The 16812-nt window shown below is 63.7% G+C and carries 19 protein-coding genes; 8 read left to right on the top strand and 11 right to left on the bottom strand.

Annotated elements, in window-relative coordinates; genetic code table 11:
* Positions 1–10: 10 nt before the first annotated feature.
* Genes BLR85_RS12145 through BLR85_RS12125 form a run of 5 tightly spaced genes read right to left on the bottom strand, consistent with a single transcriptional unit; the run spans position 11 to position 3843 of the window.
* Positions 11–913, bottom strand: coding sequence for an ornithine cyclodeaminase family protein (locus tag BLR85_RS12145; protein WP_093156053.1), 903 nt, complete (start codon positions 911–913; stop codon positions 11–13).
* On the bottom strand, positions 910–1530 hold the full coding sequence (locus BLR85_RS12140) for an HAD family hydrolase (protein ID WP_093156050.1): 621 nt from the start codon (positions 1528–1530) through the stop codon (positions 910–912). Before BLR85_RS12140 ends, BLR85_RS12145 begins: the two co-directional genes overlap by 4 nt.
* Before the next feature lie 53 nt (positions 1531–1583).
* Positions 1584–2030: a YaiI/YqxD family protein gene (locus BLR85_RS12135; protein ID WP_093156048.1), complete on the bottom strand. Its 447-nt coding sequence runs from the start codon at positions 2028–2030 to the stop codon at positions 1584–1586.
* Positions 2027–2860 carry an S-formylglutathione hydrolase gene (fghA, locus tag BLR85_RS12130; RefSeq protein ID WP_093156046.1) on the bottom strand — a complete coding sequence of 278 codons (834 nt, stop codon included), beginning with the start codon at positions 2858–2860 and terminating at the stop codon, positions 2027–2029. The genes BLR85_RS12135 and fghA overlap by 4 nt, the downstream gene beginning before the upstream one ends.
* Positions 2861–2919: 59 nt before the next feature.
* Positions 2920–3843, bottom strand: coding sequence for an AEC family transporter (locus tag BLR85_RS12125; RefSeq protein ID WP_093156043.1), 924 nt, complete (start codon positions 3841–3843; stop codon positions 2920–2922).
* A gap of 93 nt (positions 3844–3936) precedes the next feature.
* Here BLR85_RS12125 and BLR85_RS12120 point away from each other — a divergent pair, with 93 nt between their 5' ends.
* The gene (locus tag BLR85_RS12120) at positions 3937–4554 is read left to right on the top strand and encodes a TetR/AcrR family transcriptional regulator (RefSeq protein WP_093156041.1); all 618 of its coding nucleotides are present in this window, start codon (positions 3937–3939) and stop codon (positions 4552–4554) included.
* A gap of 278 nt (positions 4555–4832) precedes the next feature.
* Here the strand turns inward: BLR85_RS12120 and BLR85_RS12115 are convergent, their stop codons facing one another.
* On the bottom strand, positions 4833–5552 hold the full coding sequence (locus BLR85_RS12115; protein ID WP_093156039.1) for an NYN domain-containing protein: 720 nt from the start codon (positions 5550–5552) through the stop codon (positions 4833–4835).
* 65 nt (positions 5553–5617) lie between these two features.
* A complete protein-coding gene (locus BLR85_RS12110; RefSeq protein WP_093156036.1) occupies positions 5618–6730 on the bottom strand; it encodes an S-(hydroxymethyl)glutathione dehydrogenase/class III alcohol dehydrogenase in 1113 nt (370 codons plus the stop codon).
* Positions 6731–6802: 72 nt separating this feature from the next.
* Between BLR85_RS12110 and BLR85_RS12105 the strand changes: the two genes are divergently transcribed.
* A complete protein-coding gene (locus BLR85_RS12105) occupies positions 6803–7225 on the top strand; it encodes an I78 family peptidase inhibitor (RefSeq protein ID WP_093156032.1) in 423 nt (140 codons plus the stop codon).
* Between the two features lie 6 nt (positions 7226–7231).
* On the opposite strand, the gene BLR85_RS12100 is transcribed toward BLR85_RS12105, so the two are convergent.
* The 3 genes from BLR85_RS12100 to BLR85_RS12090 form a co-directional block, all read right to left on the bottom strand.
* A complete protein-coding gene (locus tag BLR85_RS12100; RefSeq protein WP_093156144.1) occupies positions 7232–8899 on the bottom strand; it encodes a thiamine pyrophosphate-binding protein in 1668 nt (555 codons plus the stop codon).
* Between the two features lie 91 nt (positions 8900–8990).
* Positions 8991–9926 carry an NUDIX domain-containing protein gene (locus BLR85_RS12095; protein ID WP_093156029.1) on the bottom strand — a complete coding sequence of 312 codons (936 nt, stop codon included), beginning with the start codon at positions 9924–9926 and terminating at the stop codon, positions 8991–8993.
* A gap of 15 nt (positions 9927–9941) precedes the next feature.
* A complete protein-coding gene (locus BLR85_RS12090; RefSeq protein WP_093156026.1) occupies positions 9942–11129 on the bottom strand; it encodes a GAK system CofD-like protein in 1188 nt (395 codons plus the stop codon).
* A gap of 68 nt (positions 11130–11197) precedes the next feature.
* Here BLR85_RS12090 and BLR85_RS12085 point away from each other — a divergent pair, with 68 nt between their 5' ends.
* From BLR85_RS12085 to BLR85_RS12060, 6 genes are read left to right on the top strand one after another with little or no spacing between them, the layout of a single operon-like run.
* Positions 11198–11653 carry an NUDIX domain-containing protein gene (locus BLR85_RS12085; RefSeq protein WP_212635084.1) on the top strand — a complete coding sequence of 152 codons (456 nt, stop codon included), beginning with the start codon at positions 11198–11200 and terminating at the stop codon, positions 11651–11653.
* Positions 11646–13274 carry a phosphotransferase gene (locus BLR85_RS12080; RefSeq protein WP_093156020.1) on the top strand — a complete coding sequence of 543 codons (1629 nt, stop codon included), beginning with the start codon at positions 11646–11648 and terminating at the stop codon, positions 13272–13274. Before BLR85_RS12085 ends, BLR85_RS12080 begins: the two co-directional genes overlap by 8 nt.
* Entirely contained in the window at positions 13267–14151 is an 885-nt protein-coding gene (locus tag BLR85_RS12075; protein ID WP_093156017.1) for a GAK system ATP-grasp enzyme, read from the top strand. Before BLR85_RS12080 ends, BLR85_RS12075 begins: the two co-directional genes overlap by 8 nt.
* Complete coding sequence (locus tag BLR85_RS12070; RefSeq protein WP_093156015.1) at positions 14148–15227, top strand: HprK-related kinase B; 1080 nt, start codon at positions 14148–14150, stop codon at positions 15225–15227. The genes BLR85_RS12075 and BLR85_RS12070 overlap by 4 nt, the downstream gene beginning before the upstream one ends.
* The gene (locus BLR85_RS12065; protein ID WP_093156012.1) at positions 15224–15415 is read left to right on the top strand and encodes a hypothetical protein; all 192 of its coding nucleotides are present in this window, start codon (positions 15224–15226) and stop codon (positions 15413–15415) included. Before BLR85_RS12070 ends, BLR85_RS12065 begins: the two co-directional genes overlap by 4 nt.
* Positions 15412–15678, top strand: coding sequence for an amphi-Trp domain-containing protein (locus tag BLR85_RS12060; protein ID WP_093156010.1), 267 nt, complete (start codon positions 15412–15414; stop codon positions 15676–15678). Before BLR85_RS12065 ends, BLR85_RS12060 begins: the two co-directional genes overlap by 4 nt.
* Here BLR85_RS12060 and BLR85_RS12055 read toward each other — a convergent pair.
* Positions 15675–16805 carry a lytic murein transglycosylase gene (locus BLR85_RS12055; protein WP_093156007.1) on the bottom strand — a complete coding sequence of 377 codons (1131 nt, stop codon included), beginning with the start codon at positions 16803–16805 and terminating at the stop codon, positions 15675–15677. The genes BLR85_RS12060 and BLR85_RS12055 overlap by 4 nt on opposite strands.
* Positions 16806–16812 lie beyond the last annotated feature (7 nt).

The following is a 16812-nucleotide window of genomic DNA, read 5'->3' as shown; positions in this document are numbered from 1 at the left end:
TGCCGCCCTGTCAGCCCTTCCATGCTTCGAGAATGTAGCGGCTTGTCATCAGGTCCAGATGCGCGCCCCCGCCATTCTTGAACAGCGTGATGTCCTCCGGCGCGCGTTCGAAAGCCGCCAACTCGTAATAATCCGCCACCACATCGGCCTTGCCTATCGCCCCGCTCAGCAGCGGTTCGATCAGCTCCCCGATATGCTCGATCGTTGTATCGTAGCTATCCACGAAGATCCGCGCGCGCACCATCGCCGCATCGTCGGCTTCGCGCATATCGGGCCGATAGGCGCCGATCAGGTCCACATGCTGACCGGGCCGCAGCCACTCGCCATGCAGGATCGGCGTGGTCGACATGGTGGCCGAGGTTACGATATCGGCGCGCCCGACAGCTTCCGGCAGGTCCTCCGCAACTGACGCCCCATAGCGCTCGGCCAGCGCGACTGCCTTTTCCGGCGTCCGGTTCCAGATCTCGAAACGCGCCGCCGGAAATGCCGCGCCATAGGCCTCGATCAGCGAGGCCGCCACGGTTCCCGCCCCCAGCACAAGGATCCTGCGGCTGTCGGGTCGCGCCAGCCGTCGCGCCGCCAGCAGGCTGTCGCCCGCCGTCTTCCACTTCGTCACCAGGTGGAAATCCAGCAGCGCCTCGGCCACGCCCGTCTTGTCCGAATAGAGCGTCACCCCGCCATTCACCGCTGGCAACCCATGCTCCGCATTGCCCGGAAAGATCGTCGCCGTTTTCACCAGGCTGCCCAGCCCGTCAATCCAGGCCGCGCGGTTCAGAAGCGTGTCTTTCCCACGATAGAGAAAGCTGTCGGTCACCGCCGCCTTGGGCAGGTCATGCGCGCGGGCCAGCGCGTCGGTCAGCGCGATCCAGTCGAGATCGCGCTCTGCTTCGAAGGGAACAAATGGCGTGCTCATTCCGCTTCCTCGACAGACAACAGCCCTTCGGCCACGAGACGATCCGCCCAGCCCCGCGGATGCTCGAACAGGTGGCCCTGCCAGCCGCGCGCCTCGGCCACGGCGATATTATCGACCCGGTCATCCACGAAAAGAATGGTTTCGGGCGCGAAACCGCAGCTTTCCTCGACCATTTCATAGATGCGCGGTTCCGGCTTGATCACCTGCATGTGCCCGGAGATGTGGCGCTTGTCGAATTCCTTCAGGAAGGGGTAATGCGCCTCGCCGACCTCGAAGCTGCCGATGCCGAAATTGGTCAGCGCCTGCACCGGAAAACCCTTTGCCCGAAGCGCCCGCAGAAGGCGGACGGAATGATCGATGGCCGGTTGCGCCAGTTCGATCCAGTTGTCATGCCACATCCGGATCTCGTTGCGCCATTCCGGGTAGCGTTCGGCGGTTTCATAGATCGTGGCGCGGAAATCGGCGCCGCGATCCACCTGATCGTTCATCCCATGCAGATCCACCTCCGCGAACATCGCCTCGCGGCGGTCGCGGCCAATGGCGGCGTCGTAATATCGTTCGGGATTCCACTCGATCAGCACATTGCCGATGTCGAAAATAACAAGTTCCACGGACATGAAAGGCACTCCGGTTTGAGGTCGCGCCTACCCTCGCCGAATGGCCGCCAGTGTCAACGCCCGCGCACCAGAACCCGGTCCAGCGCCTGCGAGAACCGCGCCCGGTCCGCCTTGGAAAACGGTCGGCCACCGCCGCCCGCGCCCAGAGGATCGGCACTGCGCAGCTCCGTCATCAGGTTCCGCGCGGCCAGCACATTGGCGATGTTGCGTTGGGTCAGCGTCTCGCCGTCATGCTTTAGCACCAGCGCCCCCGCTTCGATGCAGTCCGCTGCCAGCGGGATGTCGGCGGTCACGACAACATCCCCTGGCCCCGCCTGTTCCGCGATCCAGCGGTCGGCCGCGTCCAGCCCCTGATCGACATAGACCACGCGCACCAGCGGGTTGTCCGGCGCACGAATTCCGCCATTGCAGACCAGCACCATCTCCACCTTGTGGCGTGTGGCGACCCGCTCGGCCTCGGCTTTCACCGGGCAGGCATCGGCATCGATATAGATTGTCACGAAAGCCCCAGTGCTCTTGCGTGGAAGGCAACATGATCGCCCATGAAGGAGGAGACGAAAAAGTAGGAGTGGTCGTACCCTTTCTGCATCCGGAAGCTGCCCTCCTGCCGACGGGCCGCCATGGCCTCGGCCAGCACCTGCGGCTTCAGCAGGTCGAGGAACTGGTCCTCGCTGCCCTGGTCCACAAGCACCGGGCCGTCAAAGCCCTTCGTCCGCATGAGTATGGTCGAGTCGTGATCCGCCCAGACGCTCTCATCCGGTCCGAGATAGGCTGCCAATTGCTTGCGCCCCCAATCCGAGGCGGAAGGGTTGGCGATGGGGGCGAAGGCAGAGGCGGAAGCGAACCGCCCCGGTAGCCCCATTGCCAGTGTCAACGCGCCATGCCCGCCCATGGAATGCCCGGTGATCGTCTGTCGCGCGGCATCGACCGGGAAATGCGCTTCGAGCAGGAGCGGCAACTCATTGGCCACGTAATCCCACATCGAGAAATTCGGCGCCCAGGGTTCCTGCGTGGCGTTCACGTAGAATCCCGCACCCTGCCCGAGGTCATAGGCCTCGTCATCTGTCACGCCATCGCCGCGCGGCGAGGTGTCCGGAAAGACGACCGCCATGCCATGAGCGGCGGCATGGGCCTGTACCCCGGCCTTCACCATGGCGTTCTCATGCGTGCAGGTCAGCCCGGAGAGATACCACAGGATCGGAACCGGACCCAACGCGGCTTGCGGCGGCAGATAGAGGCCGAAGGTCATGTCGCACTCGCAGGCATTCGAGCCGTGCTTGTAGACCCCTTGCATGCCGCCGAAGCAGCGGTTCTCGGACAACGTTTGCATGGCAAGCTCCTCCTGCGTTTCGCTAGGCGTAGCCTGCGGTGGCGCGCCGGACAACCCTGTCAACCGACCCAGGCGATCACGGTCGAAACCGTCAGCACGGATGCGGCGGTGGAGACCAGGATCGCGGTGGAGACCCGTTGAGGCGCCACGCCATAGTGGCGGGCGAGGATATAGACATTGCCCGCGACGGGCAGCGACGCGCAGGCAATCATCACACCCGCCGCGTAAGGTTCGACCGGGAAGACCAGCAACGCCATGACAGCGATCATCGCCGGGTGCAGAAGAAGCTTGGCCGAGGAGAGCCACACAGCCACCGACAGCCGCTCGGCATTCTTGGATGCGAGCGAAGCGCCAATGGCAAAAAGCGCGCAGGGCGTCGCCGCCGCGCCCATCAGGTCGAGGAACTCGTTCATCGGCACCGGGATCGGCAATTGCAGCGCCGACCAGGCAAAACCCGCACCGATGGAAACGATCATCGGGTTGCGCGTCAGCCCGCGCCCCACCGAGATCAGCACTCCGGGCGCGATCCGTCCGTCGCGCGATCCGGTAATGACGATGACGATCATCGAACTGAAAACCAACAGGTCCACCGCCAGCACCATCATGACTGGCCCGATGGCTTCCGGGCCCAGCAGCAGCGTCAGCATCGGCACGCCGAGAAAGCCCGCATTGCCGATCACCGCGCATTGCGCCTCCACCGCACATTCGTCCCAGGCCAGCCCGCGCAAACGCGCAATGAGAATGGCGAATGCGTAGAGCATCGAAGTGCCGCTCAGATAGGCCCAGATATAGGGCCAGCTTATCACTTCCGACAGCGACAGGTTTGCCGAGAATCGAAAGAGCATCGCCGAGAGCGCGAAGTAGAACACGAATTTGGTCAGATATGCGGTTGCCTCGTCGGTAAAGAACCGCGTGCGGCCGGCAAGATAACCGGTCGCGATCAGGCCGAAGAAGGGCAGGGTCTTGATAAGGACAGACAACATTCTTCGCGCCTAGCACGAGCTTTCGGCGGCGTCATTCGGAAAACTTGCATGAACTGAACTGTATGGTTTACATATGCAGAAGGAGGAATCCAAATGAATGCCGAACCCGGACTGATCAAGCGTGGGCGCAAATTCGACCAAGTGCTCGAAGGGGCGCAACAGGTGTTCATGCGCGACGGGTTCGAAGGCGCGAGCGTCGATGATATCGCGCGTGCGGCAGGTGTCTCCAAGGCGACGCTCTATAGCTATTTCTCCGACAAACGGCTGCTTTTCATGGAAGTGGCGACCGGCCAGTGCCAGCGGCAGGCCGAGGAATGCATCCAGAGCATCAACCCCGATTTGCCGCCAGAGGAGGTCCTGCGCGGCGCGGCCAAACGGATGATGGGCTTCTACCTGTCGGAATTCGGGCGGGCGGTCTTCCGCATCGTCGTGGCCGAGTCCGAACGCTTTCCCGATCTGGGCCGCGAATTCTGGGAAGGCGGGCCGGCCAAGTCGCGCGCGGTGCTGATCGAGTATTTCCGCGAGGCGAATGCCCGCGGAACCTTGCGTATCGAGGACCCCGAGCTTGCCGCCGACCAGTTCACCGAACTGTGCAAGGTAGACCTTCATCCCAAGCTTCTGATGGGGCTTTGCCGGGACGTCACCGAAGCCGAGAAGGCGCGGGTCGCGAATGGCGCGGTGGCGATGTTCCTGGCGCGCTACGGGGTGTGAGGCTGACCGCTTTTCGCAGATACATAAAGAGACGCGACTTGCCGAGACAGGCTCTGAAAGAACCGACATTCGAAGGCACGCGCCCAGAGCGCGAAAGCGATCCGATGGATCGCGCCTCCGGCGGGGATATTTTCTGTCAGAAGAAGTCTGTCTTGTTACCTCTCTTCTTCTGACCGGAAATATCCCGGGGTTTTGGGGGCAGCGCCCCCAATCTTCACCCAAGAAACTGATCGGATGTCCGCTGGCTCGGCAATTCCGTCTGCTCCCCGTCCCATCAACTAGTCCAGCCGGCGCACCTGGAGCTGATTGGAGGGGCTGCGGCGGGTCTCGAATATCTTGATCGCCTGGACCAACTCGGAGAGTTTTTTCTTGCCATAGGTTCGGGTGTCGAAATCGGGATTGGCAGCGGTCATGAACTGGCCAAGCTGGCCAAGCGTATACCAGTCGTCATCCTGATCGATCCCGTCCATCGCCTTGAGAATGAGATCACGTGCCTCGGTGAGCGGATGCGACTTTGCGGGCGCTGACCGGGACGTTTTCTCGGCCGTATCCGGTTCGGAACCGGAGATATTTTCGATAAAGATAAAACGCTTGCAGGCCTGACGGAAAGCTTGTGGCGTCTTTTGCCGGCCGATGCCGTAGACATCGAGCCCTTGTTCGCGGATGCGGCTGGCCAGCCGGGTGAAGTCGCTATCGGAGGAAACGAGGACGAAGCCATCGAACCGGCCCGTATGCAGCAGGTCCATCGCGTCGATGACCAGCGCGATGTCGGAGGCGTTCTTGCCAACGGTGTTGGCAGGCTGGTGGAAGGGAACGAGGCCGTACTCCGCCTGGACCTTGGACCAGCCTTTCATCTGAGGCGAGGAAAAATCGCCATAGACGCGGCGGACGGAGGCTTCGCCATAGGCGGCGATCTCGTCGAAGATTGCTTTCGCGTTCTGGGGGGAGGTGTTGTCGGCGTCGATGAGGATGGCGAGGAGAGGGCGTTGATCGGGCATGTGGGCTCCGGTTGGTAGCGGAGGACCGAGGGCTGAGTGCCCCCGGACCCCCGGGATACTTCTAGTCAGTAGACGACGACGGAGCGGATGCTCTCGCCGGCATGCATCAGATCGAACCCCTTGTTGATTTCGTCAAGGCTCAGCATGTGGGTGATCATCGGGTCGATCTCGATCTTGCCCTGCATGTACCAGTCGACGATCTTCGGCACGTCCGTCCGACCACGCGCACCTCCGAAGGCCGTACCGCGCCAGACGCGGCCGGTTACGAGTTGGAAGGGACGCGTGGAGATTTCGGCACCGGCGGGAGCAACGCCGATGATGATCGATTCGCCCCAGCCCTTATGCGCCGATTCGAGCGCGGCGCGCATGACATTCACGTTGCCGGTGGCATCGAAGGTGTAATCGGCACCGCCGCCCGTGAGATTGACGAGATAGGGGACGAGGTCGCCTTCAACTTCGGCCGGGTTGACGAAATCGGTCATGCCGAAGCGCGTGGCCATCTCGACTTTCGAAGGATTGATGTCAACGCCGACAATCTGGTCGGCCCCGGCCAGACGAAGCCCCTGGATGACGTTCAGGCCGATGCCGCCCAAGCCGAATACGATAGCCCGGCAACCGATTTCGGCCTTTGCCGTGTTGATTACCGCCCCGATGCCGGTGGTCACGCCGCAGCCAATATAGCAGATCTTGTCGAAAGGCGCGTCCGGGTTGACCTTGGCCAGCGCGATCTCCGGCAGGACGGTGTGGTTCGAGAAGGTCGAGCAACCCATGTAATGCAGGATCGGATCGCCATCGAGGGTGGAGAAACGCGAGGTGCCGTCGGGCATCAGTCCCTGGCCCTGGGTCGCGCGGATTGACTGGCAGAGATTGGTCTTGGGGTTGAGGCAGTACTCGCATTCCCGGCATTCGGGCGTGTAAAGCGGGATCACGTGGTCGCCGGGTTTGAGCGAGGTCACCCCGGGGCCGCATTCGAGAACCACGCCCGCGCCTTCATGGCCGAGAATCGCCGGAAACAGGCCTTCCGGATCGGCCCCTGACAAGGTGAATTCGTCCGTGTGGCAAATGCCCGTGGCCTTGATTTCCACCAAAACCTCGCCGGTTTTTGGCCCTTCCAGGTTGACTTCCATGATTTCGAGGGGTTTTCCCGCTTCAATTGCCACAGCGGCGCGCGTTTTCATTGCCGTTTCCTCTCGTTAGACTGCGACCAAACCGTGGGCGATGCGCCTTCGATTTGCAACTGCGAGGAAGTTATGAAGACGAGAATTCTGGTCATGGCAATTTCGCTGGCGGCGCTGGCAGGTTGCGAAAGCAGCACGAACGATCCGATCAGCGAAGACATGTTCATGTCCGATCCCGTGACGGCGACACCGCTCAACGAAAGCGCGACGAGCCCGACCTTCGGTGCCGGAGTCGAGGCGATCGAGGAAGATCCCTACGATCAGACTATCGAAGGTGGCGCCGATGGGCTGACCGAGCGGCTGCCCGATACCTGCAAGCTGGAGAACTACCAGCAATATCGCGGGCTGACCGCGACCGATGTTTCGGCGGCCGGCCTGTCGGTGCCCCACCGGGTCGTCGCGATAACCGATATCGTTACGCAGGAATACAACCCCATGCGGGTGAATTTCTACACGGACGGGAATGGCCGGATCACGCAGATCTCCTGCGGCTGAACCAGCTCAGCCAGCATTGCGCTCCTGACCGAGTGCGCGGGCCCGGTCGAGGGTCATCGAGGGCGAGAGGGCCTGCGGGTCGAGACGCAGGTCTAGAATGGCGAGCGTGCCGGCGGCCTGCGCCTCGGCGAAGGCTTCGGGGAATTCCTCGTTGCGGGTCAACGTGGCGCCCCAGCCGCCATAGGCCCGCGCCAATGCCGGAAGCTCAGGCACGAACAACTCCGTCCCGCTGACCCGGCCGGGATATTTGCGCTCCTGATGGGCGCGGATCGTTCCGTAACGGCCATTGTTGAACGCGAGCACGATCACCGCCGCGCCATATTGGGCCGCCGTGGACAGCTCATTGACCGTCATTTGCAGGCAGCCATCGCCCGCCATGCAGATGACGGTGCGGTCAGGGTGTTCCAGCTTGGCCGAGATCGCCGCCGGCAGCCCGTAGCCCATGGAACCGGAAGTGGGGGCGAGTTGGGTTCCGAACCGCTTGAAGCGGAAATAGCGATGCAGCCAGGCGGCGTAGTTGCCGGCACCATTGGTCAGGATCGCATTCGGGGGAAGGTTCGCGGACAGCCAGGAGACGATGTGTTCCTGTTGCAACGCGCCGGGGCTTGGCTGCGGCTTCTGCCAGATCTCATAGTCGGCGCGAGCCTCGGACGTCCAGATACGGCTATTGGCAAGCGGCACCGCATTGGCGGCCAGGTGTTCCAAGACATCGGCGACCGGCGCCGCCAGAACCATATCGGCGCGGTGTACCCGGCCTAGCTCGTCGGGGTCCGGGTGGACATGGATCAGGCGCTGGCGCGGGCTGGGAGATACCGGGTCGAGCAGGGTATAGCCCGCCGTCGCGGTTTCGCTGAGGCGGGTTCCCAGGGCCAGGACCAGATCGGCATTCTTCAACCGCTGCCCGAGCGCCGGGTTCATGCCCACGCCGAGATCGCCCACGTAATTGTCATGCCGGTTGTCCATGTAATCCTGCCGGCGGAAGGTGGCGGCGACGGGCAGGTCCGCGGTCTCGGCGAAGGTCAGAAGATCCTGCGCGGCCTGCCGCGACCAGCCGGAGCCGCCCACCACGACCAGCGGCCGGAGCGCCCCGCGCAGGCGCTTGAGAACGGTTTCGGCAAACGCGGTGTAGTCGGCGCGCGGCGCGGGTTGCGGCGGCGCAAGGTCCGGCACCTCGGCAGACGCGGAGAGCATGTCCTCGGGCAGGCTCAGCACCACCGGGCCGGGACGCCCCGAACAGGCAACGTTCCACGCGCGGGCGATATATTCCGGCAGGCGTTCGGTATCCCGGATCTCCGCCGCCCATTTGACCAGCGGCGAGAAGAAGGCCGGGAAATCGACTTCCTGGAAGGCTTCGCGATCCTTGTGTCCGCGCGCGATCTGGCCAATGAAAGCAATCATCGGTGTCGAGTCCTGCTGCGCGACGTGCAGACCGGCGGAGGCGTTCGTAGCGCCCGGGCCGCGGGTCGCAAAGAGGATCCCGGGCGTGCCGGTCATCTTTCCATGCGCCTCGGCCATCATCGCAGCGCCGCCCTCGTGCCGGCAGACGATGTTCTCGATCCCGCTCTCATGCAGCCCGTCCAGTGCGGCAAGAAAACTCTCACCCGGCACGGAGAACACGCGGCGCACACCGCGCAGCTTGAGCTGGTCGATCAGGATCTGTCCGCCATGACGCATCGTTGCCATCTTCCACCTCCTCTGGCCGCCGGTCCGAACATGGACCCAATGGCGCGATTCCAACAGGTTCCGCCGTGCCGCAGGGTGCCCGTCACCGCGCGGAAAACGCATCCGCGAAACGCCTGACGATCTCCTTCAGACCATCATGTTTGAGATGCTGCAAGGCTTCTTCGGGCGAGACCCAGAGGCGGCTGCGATGGCTTTCCTCCCACGTCTCCTGATCGAATATTTCCGTCACGCGCATCGGGTAGACGGACACCCGGCAGACCCCGCCCCATTTTTCCACCGTGAATTCCCCCAGCGGCGCCTCGCCGACCTCGCCCAAAACGCCCGCTTCTTCCTCGGCCTCATGCGCGGCGGAAGCCTGCGCGCTCAGGCCGGGCTCGTGGATACCCTTGGGCACGACCCAATGACTGCGCTTGCTCGACGTGATGACGAGAATCCGCAGCGCGTCCCCTTCCAGCCTCCACGGGATCACGGCCGATTGCCGATAGTAATAGGCCGGCCTGTCGCGCCATTCCGGACCACCCGGCCCGGGAAAGGGAAACCGTTCGGGCAGGCTCTCGGGGTGCAGCAGTTCCAGGATCTCGGCACATCCGGCCGGAAGCGACGTCCAGTCGTCGGGCAGGGCCAGCCGCAGCAGCGTTCCGGTTGGCAGACACAGGCGCGCATCGCCGCTCAGGTGGCGGGCGAGCCGCTCCAGCAGCTTCCGATGCGCCACGATCATCGGACGCCTTGCCTCCACCGGAATATCGGCGAGGCAGGCAAGCACATCCGTGAGCGCACGGCTCTTCAGGCGGGCGTCCTTTGCGATGATCCCCGCGCTGGCCCCACCCGCCTTGAGAGCCTTCTGTGCCGAAACCTTCGCGCGCTCACTCGGGGCCGCACGGACATGATCCGGCAACAACCCCTGCGACTGCAGCCAGACGCCCACGCGCTGAACCTGCCGCTTGCCGCCATCCTTTAGCTCACGGGGTGGGGTGGCCTCGGCCTTTCCGTTTCGCAGCAGCAGGAGTTCACGGGTCATCGGCAGCCCCCGGGGTCAGCACAGCGAAATCAGTGCATCACAGAGCCGGACCGGATCGTAGCGATCGGCCCGCTCTTCCTGCGCCAGATCGGCGGCGATGCAGGGCACCCCGTGACGGGCCTCGATCTCCTGCGCTTCCTGCGCTCCAAGCCGGCCTCGATCGCAGATCACCGCGCTCATCAACCGCTCCGATGGGCAATCAGCCCCGGCATCGGCCCGCAATGCGGACAGCAACACCCCCACCTGATCGCCGAGGCCCGAGCCGTTGCATTCCGGGTCCACACCGAGGCTGGGAACATAGATCTTGGGCACGCCACGCGCGGCCACGGCCTGCCCGACACCGGCCGGCAGCAGGTTGGCGATGACGCTGGAATATAGACTGCCCGGAGGATAGCAGATCAGATCTGCCCGCTCGATCAGCAGACGGTTCCGCTCGGGCAGGCGCACGGCCTCGGCGGGAAGTTCGTTCCTGCCATCGGAGAGGAACATCCGGCGGATGGGCTGGCTGAGAGGCGCGGCTTCCTTCCCGGTGAGTTCCTTCTGGCCGATAATCCTGCCTCCGTCCTGTAACTCGGCGCCGATATGCAGGTTCACATCCGCCACCGCCTGCACGGTTCCGAGTGCGTGGACCATTTTCGACATCAAGAACAGCGCCGGTTCCAGCTCGCGCCCGGAGGAGAAATACCCGCCCGCCAGGATCAGGTTGCCGATACTGGCGCGGCGAAAGTCGAAATCGCCGGTCGCGTGTTCGACGAAGCTCTCCAACTGCTGCAGGATCAGCGTCTGCATCGGCAGCGAGATCGCCTGCATGAGCGGATGTTCAGCCCGCAGGATCGCCTCGAATTCTGCGGCCGCCTGTTGTCGCGGCACGTCGACCGGCAAGCGGTGTGAGAAGAGCGCGAAGATATCGGGCTGGCCCAGATCGGTCTCATCCGCCAGCGCCATGAGGCGCGAACGCAGATCGCCGACCGCCGGCATGTCGAAGGCGTCGCGCAGAACCCGCGAGGAACCGCCGGAGTCGAACGGTGTGATCAGGTGCACCGAATTATGAGTATAGCGCTTGAGGCTGCGGGAGATGTCGTTGAGCGCGCTGCCCCCGGTAAAGAACAGCAGCCGCGGGCCGAGATTGGGCGAGGCCTTCGCGCGGGCAATGCGCAACGGGTCCGGGAATTCGGCATTGCGAGAAATGGTCAGGTCTGACACTGTCGGTCCCCGCGGCTGTTAAGCTCTGTCATGAAGCTGTTCGGTTACATTTATATGGACGAATGATGATGACATCGACCGTCTTTCTTCCCCCGATCCGGGCAACCGTCCGCGCCGTGATCTTCCGCCAGGGCAAACTGCTGGTGCAGGTCAAACGCCACCCCGGCAAGCCGGATTTCCTGACCCTGCCGGGCGGTGCGCAGGAAATGGGCGAAACGATGCCGCAGGGTATTGCCCGCGAGTGTTTCGAGGAGATCGGCGCCGAGGTGACTGTCGGGCCGCTGCTGCACATGGCCGAAGTCTACAAACCCACGCAAGGCGGGCTGCGCCACCAGATCGAGGCGCTGTTCTCCTGTGAACTGCCGGCCGATTACACGCCCCGGCTCGGCCCCAAGCCGGACCGCTCGCAGATAGACACGGTCTGGGCCGATCCGATCGAACAGGCGGAACTGTTCCGGCCGAGTTTCGCCTCCTACCTGCTCGACCCGGACGCGCCCTTCTATCTCGGGAGCTTCCATGGCTGAGCTTCCGCGGGCGATCCGCGAGAACCTGCATTTCCTGTGCGCCGAGCTCAATGGGCAGCTCTCGGCGGTGCAGGACTATTTCCAACGCCCCGACGCGGCCAGCGCACAGAAGGTCATGCTGCGCGCGGGCTATGCCGACAACCTGCGCACCCGGGTGCATAGCGCGTCCCAGAAGGGGCTTGGCGCGCGCAAGCTGGGGCCGTCGCAGCGGCTGCTGCTGCAGAACATGGACATGGTCGCGCGCAACCTGGAGCTGTTGAGCCGGCTTGCCCGGCGCAGCCTGTTTCACGCCGAGCAGGTGCGTCGCAAGTCTCTGCTGCGCCCCGAGGCCTATCCCAAGATGATCAAGCGGGTGCGTGGCGGCGTCTCGGACGTACCCGATGCGATCGACGCGCGCGACAGCCGGCAGGCCATCGCCATCGGTCAGATCAAGACCCGCCTGGACGATCATTACGACCAGATGTTCCGCACTTATACGCGCGACATGCGCGGCTCCAAACATACCGAGGATCTCTCCAACAGCCTGCTGGCCGCCAACGAGATCCACCGCATGGGTGATGCGCTGCAAGCGGTGAGCGAGGCGATCCTGTCGGTCAATATCGGACAGTCGGTGCAGTTCGAACGCTATTTCACCCTGCGTTCGATCCTGTCGGGCAATGATGCGCGGGAGGAAGCAGTCGAGCTGGAACCGCTGGCCGAGACACGCTCCGGCAGCGCCATTTCCTCGGTGCGCTCGCGCGATGGCGATGTCGACGCCGTTTTCAAGGATGGCGCGTTGAGCAAGGTCCGGGAAGAGCGCGCCGGGGTGAAATCCTGGCATTCGATCTATCCTGGCCTCGCGCCGCGGATCCTGTCCTACGAGAAGCGCGGGCAGTCGGCGGCGCTTCTGATCGAACATCTCTCGGGCCAGACCTTCGAGCAGATCCTGCTGGGCGAAAGCGAAACGCGGCTTGCCGAGGCGCAGAAAGCGCTGGCGAAAACCCTGCGCGATATCTGGAAGAGCACCCGCACGGACGAGCCGGCCGAGATGGCCTCCATGCGCCAACTTGCCGGCCGCTTGCACGATGTGCGCCGCGTGCATCCCGATTTCGCAACCCACCCCGTGCGGCTCGGCGGGCTCTCCCTGCCCGGCTTCGATGCGTTGGTGCGGCAAGCCGCCGCGCGGGAAAAGGCACTGCCCGCGCCGTTCTCGGTCTATATCCATGGCGATTTCAACATCGACAACGTGATCTACGACCCCGCGGAACAGAGAATCCGCTTCATCGACCTGCACCGCTCCCGCTATACCGATTACGTTCAGGACGTGTCGGTCTTCATGGTTTCGAACTACCGGCTGCAGATCCAGGACGGGCCGGTTCGCGACCGCATCACCCGCGTGGCAGAGGATTTTCACGCCATAGCGGCAAGATTCGCGCGCAGCCAGAAAGATACGAGCTTCGAATTTCGCCTGGCGCTTGGGCTGGCCCGCAGTTTCGTGACCTCTACACGCTTCATTTACGACAAGGCCCATGCAAGACGGATGTTCCTGCGTGGGCGTTTCCTTCTGGAACGGGTATTGAGCTGTCCAGAAGGCAAGGAAAACAGATTCAAATTGCCGATCAGGGAGTTGTTCAGTGACTGATTTGAGAATCGGGGTCGTAGGTATCCCCGGAAAATGGTCGACCGAGGCGCTTGCCGACGCGGTCGAGGAACGCACCGGTTTCCGGCTGGTGATCGACATGGGCCATGTCACGCTGGACCTCGAGCGGGGCACGATGCTCTACGACAATATCGACCTGTGCAAGCTCGACGGGCTGATCATCAAGAAGATTTCCGAGATCTACAAACCGGACGTGCTCGACCGGATGGAGATCCTGCGATACGCGCAGGCCCGGGGCGTGCAGGTCTTCAGCGATCCGGAGGCCATCATCCGCCTGATCGACCGGTTGGCCTGCACCGTCACGCTCGCCGCGACCGGCGTGCCGATCCCGCCGACGGTGATCACCGAGGACCCGGAGGTCGCCCTTGAAACAGCGGCCGAATTCGGCACCGCCGTGTTCAAGCCGCTCTTCTCGACCAAAGCGCGCGGAATGGCGCTGATCGAGGGAGACTCCTTCCGCGCCATCAACCAGATCGCCTCTTTCGCCTCGAACAACCCGGTGATGTATATCCAGAAGAAGCTGGACTTGTCGGGCAAGGATCTGGGCCTGATCTTCCTGGACGGGGAGTACCTGGGCACCTATGCGCGGGCTTCTCAGGGCAACACCTGGAACACGACCATCGACTCGGGCGGCAAATACGAGCCCTTCGAGCCGGATGCGGAGCTGATCGAGATGGCCCGCAAGGCACAAGAGCCGTTTGGCCTAACCTTTACCACGGTGGATATCGCCCTTACCCCGCAGGGGCCAATCGTCTTCGAGGTCTCCGCCTTCGGAGGCTATGGCGGCGCGAAATATGCCTGCGGCATCGACGCGCCCGGACTGGTGGCCGATCACGTGATCGGAAAGATCCGCGGATGAGGACGGACGAGGTTCTGGACCGGCTGGACTTTTCCGCGCTGGACGGTTCCGAGCCGATCCACCTCGCGGTGGGACATCTGCGGCTGGCGCTCATCTGCGCCGAACCGCTGCGCAGTATACTGGCGGATTATTTCTCCGACGCACTCGACGCGCCGGGGAATCCGGATGCCACTGTCGAGGTGCTTGACGGCCAGACCCTCACCCCGGCGCCCGATTGGGTCGACTGGGCGCGCGAACCGGGCAAGACCGGGCGCAAGGACGCGATCTTCGATCTTGAAGACGGGCGGTTGGTCCACAAGGTCCGCACCGGGGTGAGCTTCGTGCAATCCCCGGAGCGGCTGGTCGCCTTCGGCCCGGCCGCCGAGCACCCCAACCAGGTGATCAACTTCGTCAACACGCAGTTTCTCAATATTTGCCAGCGGCAGGGCTGGCAGATCTGCCATGCCGCAGCCCTCGGCAATGGCCGCCGCTCGCTGGGCATTGCCGGGCTGTCGGGCGGCGGAAAATCGACCTCGGTGCTGCGGCTGATGGATATAGACGGGCTTGCCTATATCACCGGCGACAGGCTGCTGGTGCGCAAGGGCACCCCGCCCGATGCGCTCGGCATTCCCAAGCTGCCGAGGATCAACCCCGGCACGATCCACGGCAATCCACGACTGCACGGCATGCTGGACAATGTCCGGCGGGCCGAACTGGCGGCCATGCCGGGGGAAGCATTGTGGAAACTGGAAGAGAAGCACGACCTGCATGTCGGGCAGGTCTACGGCACCGGACGGGTGTGTTTCGAAGGGCCTCTCACCCATTTCTGGGTGCTCAACTGGCATCGCGACTCCGATACGCCGATGGCGGTCGAACCGGTCATGCTTGCCGACCGGCCGGACCTGCTCGCCGCGATCATGAAAAGCCCCGGCCCGTTCTATCAGAAACCAACGGGCGCCTTTCTGACCGATGGCGAGCGGCCCGACCCGCAGGGCTATCTCGATGCGCTGGAAGGCGTGGACATCTTCGAGATCCGGGGCAAGCTCGATTTCGACGCGCTCTTCGACGCCGGACAGGCCCTTTTCGCCGAGACATGACGGTGACGCAGATCGAGGCCGATGCGACGCCCGACCGCGTCTCGCGACGGCGCGCGGGGTTGACGGTGGTGGGATGTGGCGCGACGCTTGTCTTTCCGGGCGGGGATGTGGTCGGGCTGCGTTCGGACGATGCGAAGGCCAGGCACTTCTATCCCGAGCGCCACGACTGGGAGGCGGAGATCGCATGAAGACAGATGGCAAGTTTCGCCACGACTCCTTGCAGACACGCAAGACCGTGAAGGCCCTGCTCGAAGCGCTGACCAAGGGGATCGGCAAGGGCGAGCTGGTTCTGAGCGACGAGGATGGCGAGATTGCCCTGGAGCCGGACGGGCTGTTGAACCTGCGCATTCGAGCCGAACGGGCCGATGGCTCCAACCGTGTGGACCTGCGCATCACCTGGAACGACGAGTCGAGGCCCGTGGAGAGCAAGAACGCCCCGAAGATAGGTTAGCTCCTTCGCATCCTGTCCAGCAGGTCCAGCGTGGCGAACCCGTCGGCGGGCAGCGCATGGACACGCTGATAGGCGCGGATCGCCGCCGCCGTATTGGGGCCGGCCAGACCATCGGCACCCTGCGTATCGAACCCCATCCCGGTCAGAAGGCGCTGCAGCTCGGCAAGCTGCGCCCGGTCGGGCAAGCGCAGCCCGCGCGGCCATTCCCGATGCAAGGCGCCACGGCCCGCAAGACGGTCCGCCAGCAAGGAAACGGCCAGCGCATAGGCATCCGATGCATTGTAACGGCGCAGAACCTCGAAATTCCGGGACAGGCAGAAGGCCGGGCCGGCATGGCCGGCAGGCAGCAAGAGCGCCGCCGGTTCGGTTTGTGCCAGCGCGCCGGTTTCGAATATCGCCACGCCAAGTGCCTGCCATTCCCGCACGGGCTTCCATGTCTGCCGGCCGGTCAGGGACAGGTCGAACCCATCCGGCAATCGAACCTCCGCGCCCCAACGCAGACTATCGGCCCAACCCGATTTCGACAGGTAGGACGCCGCGGAGGCAAGCGCGTCGCTCGGGTCGTCTCCCCAGATGTCCCGGCGCCCGTCCTCGTCAAAATCCACGGCATGTTGCAGATAGGTCGAGGGCATGAATTGCGTGTGGCCCATGGCCCCGGCCCAGCTTCCCAGCATCCTTTCAGAGCCGACATCTCCGGCCTGAAGGATCTCCAGCGCAGCCAGCAATTCACTTTCGAAAAACGCCGCCCGACGCCCTTCCCAAGCCAATGTCGCCAGCGCCGGAAGGACCGGTTCCGCCCCCCGTATCGCTCCGAAACGCGTCTCGACACCCCATATCGCGGCGACGATCTCCGAAGGGACGGCAAAACGCGCCTTGATTCCGGCGAACAGCGCGGCATTAGCTGTCATCGCCACCCGACCGGTACAAACCCGATCCGCCGAAACGGCCATGTCGAGATAATCCCAAACCGGGCGCGTGAATTCGGCCTGGTTGCTGTCCTTCTCGATTGCCGAAGCGTTCGGTTCCAGTCCGGCCAAGGCGCTGTCGAGCACGTCTTCCAAGAGCCCGGCCCGAAGAGCCCGCTGTCGAAACTCGGCGATCCAGGCATCGAATGCAGGACGGGTCATGGAGTTG

The organism is Aliiruegeria lutimaris (genome assembly GCF_900099935.1).
Taxonomy (GTDB): domain Bacteria; phylum Pseudomonadota; class Alphaproteobacteria; order Rhodobacterales; family Rhodobacteraceae; genus Tropicimonas; species Tropicimonas lutimaris.
The sequence above is the reverse complement of the archived record's forward strand: the minus strand, read 5'-3'. Positions and strand labels throughout refer to the sequence as shown.